At 51.9% G+C, this 12,965-nt stretch carries 13 protein-coding genes and 1 pseudogene; 6 read left to right on the forward strand and 8 right to left on the reverse strand.

Translation table 11 applies throughout. The features are described 5' to 3' along the window. Positions 1-15 precede the first annotated feature (15 nt). The 5 genes from LG373_RS00895 to LG373_RS00915 are packed head-to-tail and all read left to right on the forward strand — an operon-like array spanning position 16 to position 5,409. On the forward strand, positions 16-1,143 hold the full coding sequence (locus LG373_RS00895; protein ID WP_225748730.1) for a DegT/DnrJ/EryC1/StrS aminotransferase family protein: 1,128 nt from the start codon (positions 16-18) through the stop codon (positions 1,141-1,143). A gap of 2 nt (positions 1,144-1,145) precedes the next feature. Continuing rightward, positions 1,146-2,390 (forward strand): pyridoxal phosphate-dependent aminotransferase, encoded by a 1,245-nt coding sequence (locus tag LG373_RS00900; protein ID WP_225748731.1) that lies wholly within the window; start codon positions 1,146-1,148, stop codon positions 2,388-2,390. A 9-nt stretch (positions 2,391-2,399) separates the two neighbouring features. Beyond that, positions 2,400-3,614, forward strand: coding sequence for an ATP-grasp domain-containing protein (locus LG373_RS00905; RefSeq protein WP_225748732.1), 1,215 nt, complete (start codon positions 2,400-2,402; stop codon positions 3,612-3,614). Between the two features lie 35 nt (positions 3,615-3,649). Continuing rightward, entirely contained in the window at positions 3,650-4,945 is a 1,296-nt protein-coding gene (locus LG373_RS00910; protein WP_225748733.1) for a hypothetical protein, read from the forward strand. Between the two features lie 26 nt (positions 4,946-4,971). Continuing rightward, positions 4,972-5,409 (forward strand): GNAT family N-acetyltransferase, encoded by a 438-nt coding sequence (locus LG373_RS00915; protein WP_225748734.1) that lies wholly within the window; start codon positions 4,972-4,974, stop codon positions 5,407-5,409. A 695-nt stretch (positions 5,410-6,104) separates the two neighbouring features. Here LG373_RS00915 and LG373_RS00920 read toward each other — a convergent pair. The 7 genes and pseudogenes from LG373_RS00920 to LG373_RS00945 all read right to left on the reverse strand — a co-directional run bounded on the left by LG373_RS00920 (position 6,105) and on the right by LG373_RS00945 (position 11,676). Then, positions 6,105-6,539: a DDE-type integrase/transposase/recombinase gene (locus LG373_RS00920; protein WP_370632834.1), complete on the reverse strand. Its 435-nt coding sequence runs from the start codon at positions 6,537-6,539 to the stop codon at positions 6,105-6,107. Positions 6,540-6,649: 110 nt separating this feature from the next. Continuing rightward, positions 6,650-6,871: pseudogene (locus LG373_RS12290) on the reverse strand (IS3 family transposase); the annotation flags it as partial. A gap of 52 nt (positions 6,872-6,923) precedes the next feature. Further along, positions 6,924-7,106, reverse strand: coding sequence for a hypothetical protein (locus LG373_RS00930; protein WP_225748735.1), 183 nt, complete (start codon positions 7,104-7,106; stop codon positions 6,924-6,926). Positions 7,107-7,361: 255 nt separating this feature from the next. Then, on the reverse strand, positions 7,362-7,487 hold the full coding sequence (locus LG373_RS12220; RefSeq protein WP_255616263.1) for a hypothetical protein: 126 nt from the start codon (positions 7,485-7,487) through the stop codon (positions 7,362-7,364). 46 nt (positions 7,488-7,533) lie between these two features. Further along, a complete protein-coding gene (locus LG373_RS00935; protein ID WP_225748736.1) occupies positions 7,534-8,313 on the reverse strand; it encodes an ATP-binding protein in 780 nt (259 codons plus the stop codon). Positions 8,314-8,334: 21 nt separating this feature from the next. Then, positions 8,335-9,864 carry an IS21 family transposase gene (gene istA / locus LG373_RS00940; protein WP_225748737.1) on the reverse strand — a complete coding sequence of 510 codons (1,530 nt, stop codon included), beginning with the start codon at positions 9,862-9,864 and terminating at the stop codon, positions 8,335-8,337. A 381-nt stretch (positions 9,865-10,245) separates the two neighbouring features. After that, positions 10,246-11,676, reverse strand: a complete 1,431-nt coding sequence (locus tag LG373_RS00945) for a radical SAM protein (RefSeq protein WP_114567046.1) — start codon at positions 11,674-11,676, stop codon at positions 10,246-10,248. A 162-nt stretch (positions 11,677-11,838) separates the two neighbouring features. Between LG373_RS00945 and LG373_RS00950 the strand changes: the two genes are divergently transcribed. Continuing rightward, a complete protein-coding gene (locus LG373_RS00950; protein ID WP_225748738.1) occupies positions 11,839-12,462 on the forward strand; it encodes a TetR/AcrR family transcriptional regulator in 624 nt (207 codons plus the stop codon). A 154-nt stretch (positions 12,463-12,616) separates the two neighbouring features. On the opposite strand, the gene LG373_RS00955 is transcribed toward LG373_RS00950, so the two are convergent. Then, a complete protein-coding gene (locus LG373_RS00955; protein WP_147269867.1) occupies positions 12,617-12,796 on the reverse strand; it encodes a hypothetical protein in 180 nt (59 codons plus the stop codon). Between the last annotated feature and the right edge of the window lie 169 nt (positions 12,797-12,965).

Consider the following 12,965-nt stretch of genomic DNA (forward strand, 5'->3'; position numbering starts at 1 on the left):
AAGAAAGGTTAATACGTGAGCAGCATATCGGTCACCCGGTCGTCTATGCCACCTTTGGATGAGTACGTCGCAGAGATTTCTTCACTTTGGGATAGCCATTGGCTAACCAATATGGGGGTAAAGCACCGAGAATTTGAAGCTCAGCTGCGGTCTTATTTGGATGTTGAAGGCGTAGCGTTGTACACCAACGGTCATTCGGCTCTTGAATGCGCCATTGAGGCATTGCAGTTGGGGGCCGATGGTCGGTACAAGGTGATAACGACGCCATTTACTTTCGCCTCGACCACACATGCAATTGCAAGAAAGGGGCTGACTCCGGTATTTGCAGATATAAAGCTTAATGATTTTACGATCGATCCCAAAGAAATTGAGAAACTAGTCGACGATAAAACTTGCGCGATTCTCCCCGTGCATGTTTACGGGAATATATGCGATGTCGATTCTATTTCAAATATTGCAAAGAGACATAACCTCAAGGTGATATACGACGCTGCTCATGCATTCGGCGTTCGAACCTCGGGAGATTCCGTTGCTAAATTCGGCGATATTTCTATGTTTAGCTTTCACGCAACGAAAGTGTTTAACACCATAGAAGGCGGTGCCCTGTGCTACAGGGACTGCAGGCTGTCTACCATTTTGAATCAGTGGAAAAACTTCGGTATCACCGGGCCTGAATCCGCAGAGTACATCGGTGGAAATGCAAAAATGAACGAATTTTGCGCTGCTATGGGGCTCTGCAATCTTCGACACATTCAGGAAGAAATCGACAAGCGAAAAACCGTTGCCCATTGTTACTGGAGACTTCTCGAATCTGTGCCTGGCATTCGGGCGTGCGTGCCGCCGGATGAGACCGAGCATAATTACGCTTATTTGCCAGTTGTTTTCAACGGCTCGGGTACCTTCGTCCGAGATAAGGTGTTTGAAGCGTTATCCAAGCGCTGCATTGGGGCCCGAAAGTATTTCTACCCGCTTACAAGCGATCTTGAATGCTATCGAGGTAAGTTCGATTCAAATAAAACTCCGAATGCGAAATACGTGGCTAATCATATTTTGACTTTGCCTATGTACGCCGATTTGTCTTTAGAGAATGTTGAAGCGATTTGCCATATTGTCAAAAGCGCAATCCAAGAAGGAGAGAATTAATCATGTCCGTTAAACCCTACCCGGCCTTGTCCCTAAGTTCGAAGGTGGAATCCATTCCCGAAGCGCTGTCTGTCTATGTAAACAATCTCATATACGGAATGAAAAGGAGGGGCGATAGGATTACGACTTTGTCTCTCGGAGAAGCTTATTTCGATTTGCCGTATTTTGGTTTTGAGGATATAGACTTTAAATCGGGTTACCATTATTCGGAGAGCCTAGGTCTGCTCGATTTACGTAAGAAAATTTCTGCCTTTTACGAAGAGCAATACGAAGCAAAAGTTGATAGCCATAATGAGATCATAATCTCAGCAGGCTCTAAGCCGTTGATTTACATGGCTCTGCAAACGATTCTTGAAGACGGAGACGAGGTCTTGATTCATGAGCCAGCATGGCTTAGCTATCCTGAGCAGATTCGACTTGCAGGGGGTATTCCCATTTTTATTCCTTACAACTGCAGCCCTTCAGATTTTAAAAGCTATATCAACACGAAAACCAAGGCTCTGATTCTGAATAACCCCAACAATCCCGCTGGAAAGGCGTATGCAGAAAGCGAGTTACGGTACCTATATGATCTTTTGAGAAAAAATGGCTCATACATCATTGTTGACGAAGCTTATAGCGATTTTGTGTCTGGGGATGAATTCGTATCCATGGCCAAGATTGCCCCTGACAAAGACGGCGTAATCATTGTAAATTCCCTATCGAAGAACTTGGGGATTTCTGGCTGGCGTGTCGGCTATGCTATTTCAAGCCCCGAGATTATTTATGGTATTCTTAAACTAAACCAACATCTGATTACATGCGCCTCGACTATTCTTCTAATGTATCTCGCCAAGCACTTTGACGAGATACTTGAATCTACCTTGCCTCAAGCGAGGGAGGTGGTACGCTTCAGGCAGGAGATTGTTGGTTATGCTCGTGATATCGGACTCGCCACGCTAGGGGGATGTTCGACGTTCTACTTATTTATTGATATCTCCAAATATGGTCGTTCCTCGCTCGACCTAGCAATGCACTTGCTTATGAAGTATCACATTGGAGTTGTTCCCGGATCAGCATATGGCGAAAGCACCGACGGTTTTATCCGGATAGGAGTTGGCGCGGAGACCGAAAAAGATGTAAAGACTGCGCTAGATGTCATAAAGAGAGTTGTGGACGAGGGAGAATACGATGCGACTCTCATAGATACAGAGCTAGACAGGTTGAATGCACACCCATTTAACAGTATGAAGAGCAATTATCAATAGGGAGGCATTGTGAGCGATAATAAAACCGTCGTGGTTCTCCCCGGCGCTAAATGGCAAATTCCGCTCATCAATAAGCTTAAAATGTACGGCTATCGGGTTTTGGTTGTAAATCCATACGACGAGTCTCCGTCTTTCCCATATGCTGACGGTCATCTGCAGGCGGATATTTTCGATATAAAATCCATCAAGCAATACTGCGAAGAAGAGCATGCTTGTGCGCTAATCACTGAAGAATGCGACATTGCGATGCCTGTCGTGGCTGAGCTGGGAGCAGCTTTAGGTTATCCAACATTAAGTACAGCCGCCGCTCGCTTATTTACGGATAAATATGCTATGAGGATGCATTGTCAAGCAAATGGGTTTGCTTATCCAGAATATCGTTTATGCAATACTCTCGATCATGCCAGAGAATTTATGATTAAATTGAATCATCCGGTTGTTCTGAAGCCAATTGACAGCAACAGCAGCAGAGGTGTTCACATTGTCGGCAATGTGGAAGACTTGGAATCCTGCTTCGCGGATTCGCTCTCTTATTCTCGCGTCAAGAAAGCGGTACTCGTTGAACGATTCATAGAAGGACCTGAGTTTACGGTGGACGGAGTCAAGGGGCCTAATGGTCATGCCACGCTTGCAATATCGAAAAAGAAGCATTTTGCTCACAATAAAAGCATAGCTTCTGAATTGTATTTCACTGCATCTGATGCACGGTATGACTATGATGAACTCCGATCTATAAACGATAAGCTTCTCGCAGGAACCCCTTTAGAATTTGGCTTAACGCATGTTGAGTACAAGTACGAAAATGATCGCTATTACTTAATTGAAATGGCTGCTAGAGGAGGAGGAAATCTTATCTCCTCGCATATTGTGCCGTTCCTTTCAAGGTTTGACAATTATAGCTATCTAATAGACTGCAGTGTCAATGGCGCAAAGTCTTTTGATGTCGAACAAGCAGCGACATTGTCGCCAAGATGTGCAGTCCTGAAGTTTTTCGAATGCCCTCATGGGGGAGGAAAAGTGGCGAGAATCGAAGGGATCGAACTTTTGAATTCCTTGCCAGACGTTTCGGTGTATGCATTCAATTTCAAACCAGGTGATCGCATAGATGAAGCATCAAATGACGCTTCGCGCGTTGGTTACTACATTGCGCTCTGCAATAGCGAGACCAGATTGAAGCAGGTAATGAAATCTATAAGCGAAGAAGTAAGGATCGTGCTGGAGTAGGTTGCATTCAGTTCAACTGTTCTAAGGAGGACAAGATGCGAAGCGATCGCGATATAAAATATGATGCATTTGTGAGGGATGATTTGGAGAATAACAGGGGACGTTTGGTTAATTGTTGTGATGAGTTGTCGTTTCTGCTATCTCATCCTGATGAGGCGAGAATATTCGAGAAACATTATCTGAACGAGATACTGAGTCACGCCACATCCCATAGCCAGTTTTATAAAAAATTCAACAAATGCAAAAGTTTAAGCGATTTTCCAATTGTCGACAAGCAGACCCTAAAAGATCATTGGGACGAGATAGTAGTCAATGACTACGCTGATCTTCCGGATAGTTGCATAAAATACACAAGCGGTTCAACAGGAACTCCGTTCAAAATGGTCATGGATCGGTATAAGCACTGCAGATGGATCGCGGGGAATAAAGTCTTTCGGAGCAATGTCGGGGTTCCTTCCCATACGAAAACCGTTTTTATCAGCGAGACGGTGGCAGACAAGAATATCCCTCAAGAACGTATGGACAGGGATAATGTCTATTACATTGACTGCAAGTATTTCGATGACGAGGAATTCGGGAAAGTCCTAGCTTATTTGCGGAGCAATAACGTCCAAACAATAACAGCCTTGTCCTCTTTGCTGGAGCGATTTGCCCGCTATGTAATTAGCGGTAAAGCCCCTGCTTGGACAGGAGAGTTCAAAGCGGTGTTTTCCGTGTCCGAAACGCTTAAGGACTTCACGAGAAGCACATTGGCAGAGTACTTTCATTGCCCGGTATATGTACTGTATGCCAATGAAGAAAATGGAGTTCTAGCAGTTGAAGACGGGTCTGGATTTGGTTGCAGGGCCAATACTGCAGATTTCTTTCTGGAAGTGTTGTCAATGAACTCTGATATGCCTGCAAAGGATGGTGAGATAGGTCGTCTTGTAATTACAGATTACTTCAACAAGGCGTTTCCTGTGATTCGATATGAAAACGGCGACCTCGTAGCTAAGAAGACAACTCCAGATGGACGAGTGTATATCACCGATATTGCGGGAAGAAGAGTTGATGCGCTATACACCACGGATGGCCGACTCGTTCATTTCTTTAACGCAATCTCTTTCTTGGAGCCTCTTATGGATATTAAGCAATTCCAGATAATACAAGAAGATTATTTTCATTTTACATGGAAGCTAAACACCAAGAATCATAGTTATGAAGAAATGATTACTTCGGAGTGCAGAAAACTATTTGGACAAGACAGTCTCTATTCTTTTGAATACGTGGATGACATTCCTAAACTTCGCAGCGGAAAGTTTCGCATGACTGTGTGCAACATTGATCTATAGGCTTGCTTAAGTCGAAAAGGGCGATCATGCTTGTAGAAGAGCTGACACAAAGAGAATCTATCGTAAACACATGGAACCATCTTTCGGATGCTTATCAGCCTCCGTTATCAACGCGTCTAGAGGATTTTGAAAGCTACGTAGAGAGAATCGCTCAAAACGGAACTACATTTGTCTGTAAAGAAGGGGGCTATCTTGCAGGAGGCATTGCTGTCTATGCAAACGATACCGCCTCAAAGACCGCATTCGTGACGCAACTCGCCACCATGCCTGGTTTTAGAAGAAAGGGAATCGGCACGGTTTTGATTGCTCGTGCCTGTGATTATTCAAAAGCTAAGGGAATGACATCGATTAAGCTGGAAGTCAGAAAAAACAACAAGCGGGCAATGGCATTTTACAAGTCAAAAGACTTTATATTCGATGGTGACAACGGTGATACCGTATACTTAGTCAGAAGTTTGGTCTAGGACTATGCGGTTATTTTGAGAGGTGTTGAAAAAGGCGTCGTTTCTATTAATCACGCGTCCCGCGCTTCGGTAACGGAACGGACGGGCTTTTCGAGACGCGATATTAAGTGCGACCTCGCGCGGTACTTAGAAGATCGAGATGCGCCAGGACGGGATCGTAGGAGATTGGCCTTTAAGATTCCGCAGTGAGCGTTGGGCGGTAGCACGGTAGTAAGCAGCATGATCATGAAAGTGAAAACGATATAATAGGCAGCCTTTAGATCCTGCAAAGACCCGTAGACGTGAGTTATGATTGGCATTCGGTGATTTCGCTTTGCTATGTACTTAGCAAAGCGTCCGAACGGTGGGCTATTACTTACTTCCAGATCTTTCTTCTGTTGCGGGGCTTCTCATTCCTGCTTCAGTGAGTGAACAGATGGGCTACGTTCGCCCTTTGGGGTCGAGGACTTTCATTTCCGATTGAATTGCGAAGTCATCCGAACGGTTGCTTCTCCCTATGATCGGGAAGGCCGTATTTGAGGGGAGGCTAGATCAGCGGGGGCAGCCTCCGATCCGCCCGGTCCCGGTCGATGGCGCCGATCCGATCTGTTTCAAGATTTCGGACACGGATACGGCAGGGATTACGCGGCGAGCGGCAGCCCCTCGGGCTTCGGGACGGTCCGCTCGAAGAACGCCTCCATCTCGCCCGCGGGCGTCTAGTAGCCGATCATCGAGTGCGGCCTCGCCCGGTTGTAGAAGCCCTCGATGCAGCCGACCACGGCGCTCCTCGCCTCGGCGCGGGTCGGCCAGCTCCTGAGCGAGCGCATCTCGTTCTTGAGCGTCGCGAAGAAGGACTCCGCCGCCGCGTCGTCGTGGCAGGAGCCCGTCCGCCCCACGGACAGCCTCGCGTCGTTGGCGGCGACCCACTCGGCCATCAGCCGGCTCGCGTACCGGCCCCCGCGGTTGGAGCGGAAGATCGCGTTGCCGGCCACGTAGCCGCGCGCCTTCGCCATGGAGAGCGTCGACGCGGCGACTTCGGCGGCCACGCGCTCGGAGAGCGGCCAGGCGACCGCCATGCACGTGCGCAGGTCGATGACGGTCGCCGGGCAGAGCCGCCCCCGGCCCGTGCGCAGGTACGCGATGCGCCGCAGAGCACGGTCGTCGGGACCGGGGGCTCGAAGCTCCTGCGCACCAGGCCGGGCCTGGCCGGGGCGCCCGGGTCGGGCACCGTCGTGCGCTTGCGGGAGTTCGGGGCGACGCCGCGTATCCCCAGGTCGCGCATGAGGGCGCGCACGCGGTAAAGGGTCAGGGCCGGCCCGCGCGCCGCCAGCACGGCGCGCACGCTGCGGGCGCCGAAGCGCCGGTCCGACTCGAACCAGCAGCGCTCGACGGCCGACCGGGTGAGCCGCGCAGGGCCCCCGGGCGGCTCACGCCGGGCCCAGTCGTAGAAGCCCGACCTGCTCACGCCGAGCAGCCCTGCCATCGTCTTCACGGGGAAGTCGGCCTTCTCCGCCGCATCGGGCGGTAGCGCTCGGTCACGCCTGGCTTCTGGCGAAGAAGGCCGCGGCTTTTTTCAGGAAGGCCTTCTCCGTCTCGAGCTCGCGGATCCGCCTCCGGGCCTCGCGCAGCTCGCGGTCCTCGGCGGCGGGGTCGGGCTCGCCGGAGAGCTCCCGGCGGCGCCCGATCGCCCACTGGTTATTGCACCCGTATCGGTACATCGTTCCAGACCATCGGTACGGCATTCCGCAGCATCGGCACAGTGATTCTGCCTAGCAGTGCACACCCACAAGATATTGATTCCAAGGGCCCGACTGCAATCGAAAGCAATCGGGCCCTTTCAGCTACTAGATACAGCTCGTTTCAATGCGTGTGTCGTATATCGTTGTCGCGGTAAACGGCTTTACGTCGGCAGGCAATTCGTTTCCCTGTGAGTACGGATTAGGATTACTGAGATCTAGAACCCCGGCGTGCCATCATAACGTGCAGGTTGCCGCAAGCTCAAACAACTCTCCGCATACTGAGTCGTTGACGTCCTCGGCCCGCATGTTCTTTGCAGCGAAGTCCGCGATGTAGTCTTCCAGCTCGATCGGAACAGCCATCCAAAGATTCCTGCTGCATGCCTGCTGCAATATCTGCCGCACGGCCTCACGCGACAGCATGGTTGCTTTCTTTCAGATCGTCATCCTTGAAGCGCTCGCGCATCGAGATCCCACCCTTGATTTCGATGATGTACGCATTGTTCTTTATACGGTCGACCACCGAGTCTCCCGCAAGGCAATTGCCTAAAAGAACCGGCCAGCCATCAACAAGATACTGCGTGCAGATGATAGTGGACTTCTTGGCTCGCGTGCGTGCATCGACGACAGCTAACAGCTCGTTTACTTCTTGGATGGTAATCGAATCGGAAAGCAACCAGTCATCCACGATAAGAAGCGGAAGTCGCTTCAGCGAGGCAATCTTCTTTTTGTGCTTCAATGGATCCGTACGAAGTACGAGCAGCTCGTCAACCATGTCGCGGTAGTTCAGATACTCCACCTTAACAAATTGACGGCACGCTGCATTGGCGAGTGCCGACTCCATGAAAGATTTTCCGCCACCAGCCGCTGCTTGTATGATGATGTTGTGGCCCTTAGAGATGTAATCGCCTGTGGCAAGGCGCGATATCAACCCAGCGTCGAGTTCGCGGTCTGAATCCATGCAAAGGTCTTCGAGGTGGGCATCGGGCTCTTCAAGATGCGCGCCCGATATGAGCCTTTCGATTTTCTCTGTCATCTTCACCGTGTAGAGATTGTCAATGAGTATTGCCGCGTATTCCTGCGCGGTCAGACCCTTCGCCTGCCCACTTCTCTCAAGCGCCTCTGCGGCTTCAATTATGGCAGTAAGCTTCAGTTTCTTTAGTTGTTCTATCGTTTGCTGCTTTAGCATAATTTTGCTGTATCCTTCCAGCTAGTAGCGGCGAATAGCCCACGGGTTGCCGCCCGCGGGATCATCGAGCTCAGTGCTTTTGGCTGTATTCTTTATCAGGGTGTTGATGGCTTTGTAGCTCGGGTTCGCCAGAATCGAGAGCGCTTTTTCGCACGCGCTCTCGATTGCTGCTGATGAATGAGATGCACGCTGCTTTAAAAGCTTTTCGCACCAGCCCCATCCTTGCTCTTCGGCGAGTCCTTCGCTTAGGAAACCTTCGATTACCTTTGTCGTAGCAGGGCCTGTCTTAGCTGCCTCATGGCGATACCACTCGCTGTCGTGATCGAGGTAGTCGGCATGATGCTTTGCGCGGTGCTCAGGATTGGTGATCGGTCCGTCTTCGGGCATATGCGTGCGCTGACGAGCATGAATGGCAATACGCTCGCCCTCGCGATAAACCTCGACGGCATGCGGCGTAGTGCGGACCTCGACCTCTTTGCCGACGAAGCGATGGGGAACCGAGTAGAGAACCTTATCGGCTGCGCATAAAACGTGATAGTTCTTTCCCACTTTGACTTTTGGCGACCAAATCGCGCGTTCCCAAGGGCGTTCGGGCAACGGCTGCAAACATGGCTTCTCGCGTTCCAAGAACACTTCAGCCCGAGATGAAGCGCGCTTTTGAAAGGGCTTTGCGTTTAGCTCCGCTGCCTTTGCGGCAACGGCTTCATTGAGTTCGTCAATATCGAAGAAGCGCTGTTTTCGCAGTTCAAGGCGTATCTTGTTGGCGAACTTGTCAACAGACGACTCGACGCTGTTCTTACCGCGTGGTCGGCGAGGTGCGTGCGGAATTGCCGCAACGTTGTAATGCTCGGCAAATTCCCTGAACGTCCGGTTAAGCACGATCTCTTCGGAGGTATGCTTCGTTACGCCAGTTCGAAGATTGTCGATAACGACGATGCGGGGACACCCGCCGAAGAATGCGAAGCTGTCGGCCGCTGCTTGAAGCCAGCTTTCCATCGTCATATCGGGGTATGCGCGGACGAATACGTATTGCGAATACGGCAGGCAGGCCACGAATACCGGCACATCAGCGAGCTCGCCAGTATCGGGATTGCAGATGGTCAGCTTCTTGCCGGCCCAATCAAACTCTCCAATGTCAGCGGCGATGTATCGCCTGATGACGGCAATATCGTTGGCATCGCACCAGACATGGTATTTCTCGCAGAAGCGCGAGTATTGGTAGGGGCGCTTATCGGATTCAACCGCCTCGATGACGTATTCTTCCCACAGAATGGTCATCTTCATGGTTCTGTCGCGCGTCATTTCGTCGTAGATCTTTTTGTAGTCGATGGGCGCGTAGAGCTCGACTTGCTCAGGCTTTCCTCTTACCAGCTCATACGCTTCGGCGTCGGCAAGATCCTCAACATCCTTCCATCCAACATCGCGCTTCTTCGCGAGTTGCACGATGTCTTGCACCGTCGATCGGGCACAGCCGCAAGCGTCTGCAGTTTTCTGCAAACTCAAACCGCTGGCACGATGGCGGAGCGCATCGCGGTAGCTAACACTACTCATTAATTTTCTCCAATCATCGTTTTGCGACGCAGTCATCTTTGCTGCGTTAGCGATGATTTTGGAGAATGACGAGTATGCGAGTCAAATCAATATGTTGTGGTGTACCGATAGAGCGTAATGATGTACCGGTAGCCCCGTAACGGGTGCCGGTGAAATTTGGAACGATGTACCGATTTACTTGTAATAATCATTTCGGTTGCTCAAAGTGAATACTGGCACTGCTCAAGCGAGCAAATACTCAAGCACGGTGAACTTCGTTCCGGCAAGGTGGTTTTCGCTTTATCATAGAGCGTCTGTCATAAACCCACATCGAACGAATCTTCGGTGCGGGTTTATGACACGTTTGGGACACGTTAACTCGACAGGGGCAGATCCCTCGGCTTACAGTTTCCTCAGCTCACGACCCTGTTTGGCGAACTTGTTCAGTTCCTCCGAAGACATGAGGACCGAGATGTCCTTGCGGTAGGGGTAGCGCGCGTCGTCCTGATCAGTCCACAGCTCCTCGGCTACCGGCTCCCAGGCGCGCGCGAAGTCGCGGCACTTGCCGCACAGGTGCTCCGCGCTCTCAAACTGGTGCAGGTCGGTGGGGTGCGCACCGGATGCCTCGACCATGGCCTCGAGGCATCCAGGGTTCTCCAGCATCGGACAGGGGCGAAGGAGGTTGTCATTGAAGGGCTGGCCTTCGTAGTACTGCATGAACAGCGGGGATTTCAGGCACTCCAGAAGGCTCATGTCGTGAATGTTGGCGTTGGAGTAGTGAATGAACACGCAAGGTTCTACGTCGCCTGCGGCGTTGATATGCAGGTAACGGCGGCCTCCTGCGATGCAGCCTCCTACGAACTCACCGTCGTTTTGGAAGTCCATGAGGAAAAGCGGCTTCTCCTCGCGCATCCTGCGCACGAAACCGTACATCCGCTTGCGCTGCTCCACGGTGAGCATGAGCTCGGCCGGGGCGTCCATGCCCACCGGCATGTAGTTGAAGATCCAGCAGAACAAGGCACCCTGCTCGATCATCCAGTCCACAAATTCTTCGGACCCGATGGCGTCGGCGTTCTGGGACGTGATGCAGGCCGAGATGCCGAAGGGAAGTCCGTGGGACTTCAGCAGCGCCATGGCGGCGACCACCTTGTCGTAGGTGCCCTTGCCGCGACGGGCGTCGGTGGTCTCCCGGGTTCCCTCGGCGCTGATGGAGGGCACGAAATTCTTAACGCGCAGCAGATCCTGACAGAAGTCCTCGTCGATGAGGGTGGCGTTGGTGAAGCACAAGAAACTGCAGTCAGAATGCGCCTTGCAGAGCCTGATCAGATCCTTCTTGCGCACCAGAGGCTCGCCTCCGGTGTAGATGTAGATGTGGCAGCCAAGCTCTTTGCCCTGGCGAACGATGGAGTCGATGTCGTCGTAGGTGAGGTTGAGTTTGTGGCCGTACTCGGCCGCCCAGCAACCGGTGCAGCTCAGGTTGCAGGCGCTGGTAGGGTCCAGCAGGATAGCCCAGGGAATGTTGCACCGGTGCTTCTTGCGCATCTCCTCCTGGATGGGCCAGGCCATTAGATTACCGTCCACGACAAGGTTCTTGACCAGTGCGTCGCGAACCTCGGGGTTCATCTTCTCCAGAATGCGCATGATGAGCTGGTACCAGTTGTTCTTCGAGTCGATGGCAGTGCGGAAGGCATTGCGCTGGTTGCGAAAGAGGTCCTCGGGGGCCACCTTGTCGATCATGTCCATGATCTTGGTTATGTTCTTATCCGGGTCCTCGAGCAGGTACCCCACGGTCTTCATCATCGCCGCGCGCTTGATCTGATCAGCAGCCCTCATGCCAACCTCTTTCCATGATACAATCCACAGTGTGGAGCTATCAACACTGTGGATTGTATTGAGATTTGCGAGTACTAACAATGGTCACACTGCGCCGCAGTGAGCATTTATCTACATAACTAGCCTTAATGTAGACTTGTATCAAGAAATGAAAGGAGCGATATGCCGGGGAGCAGCAGAAGCGACAGGCGCAGGAGGAAGGTCGACGAAGCCATTAGGACGGCCTTTGGGGAGCTTTTGGCTGAGAAAGGTCTAAAAAACGTCACCGTCAAGGAGCTAGCCGAGCGTGCTGACATTGATCGCAAGACCTTTTATCTGAGGTACAGCTCGATAGACGGCCTTGTTGACAGCCTTCTGCGCGAGGAGATGAGACGCCTGGCCGAAGTTCTGACCACTGCCGCAGCAGACGAGGACGGCTCCGTAAACGTTCCTGTTGTCTTCCGGGAGCTCAGTGCCGAGCTCATTGCCACGTTCGATCAGAGGGCAGCTGTGGTGCAACATGTGGATACCGATGCTCTCATATCGAGGCTCAGGCCCGCTATGGCAGATGTTCTTGCGGAAAGGGACGCTCTTGGGTTGGCTGAGGACCTGGGGCCGTACTTCGAGCTTTTCGTTTCGTTTTTCTGCTCGGGGCTGCTGGCGCTCTACCATCAATGGGCGGACAGCGATTCCGAGCTCCCCATGGAGGAGCTTGCCACGTTGGCCGGCTCCGCCATCGCAGGAGGTATCGCGGCAGTGACGGGGATGGCGAAAAGTCTTGGGATCAGCGGCAAGAACGAGGCATGAGAAAAACACTCGGGTGTCTAAAATAGCTCGTGGATGGGTCATGTAAGCCTGGAGAGCGATATCGTCCAAACAGGCGCAGCCTCCATATTTTTCGCCAGCAGATAGGACCCTTGCGCCTGGCAGATGACATGGTCGAACCCTACCTCGTAGTCGGTCATGCCCCAAGGTAGGTGAAGTTCTTGGTTGCATCCTTCTTCACCAGCGCGTTCGTCTTGGTCTTTACGGGATGAAGCACGTACCCGTCCTGGATGGCCAAGTCTATCTCGCGCATCTTGGAGTCGCAGTGCAACATGGCTTGCGGCAAGCGTTGAAAAGAACGGAACCGTCTACTCATGCGATCGCTTCGCGACAAGAAGCATGTGCAGGAAAACCTGATGCGGGAGCCTCTCGCAGACCTGCTTGAACGAAATTACGGCTTCGGCATGGACAAAGCCTAGGGGCTTGATCCCGAATGCCTGCCATGCGAATGCGTGCGCCTGCGCTCTGGCGCACGCCCCAAAAAA

This window comes from Paraeggerthella sp. Marseille-Q4926, from assembly GCF_916618935.1.
GTDB classification, from domain to species: Bacteria; Actinomycetota; Coriobacteriia; order Coriobacteriales; family Eggerthellaceae; genus Paraeggerthella; species Paraeggerthella hominis.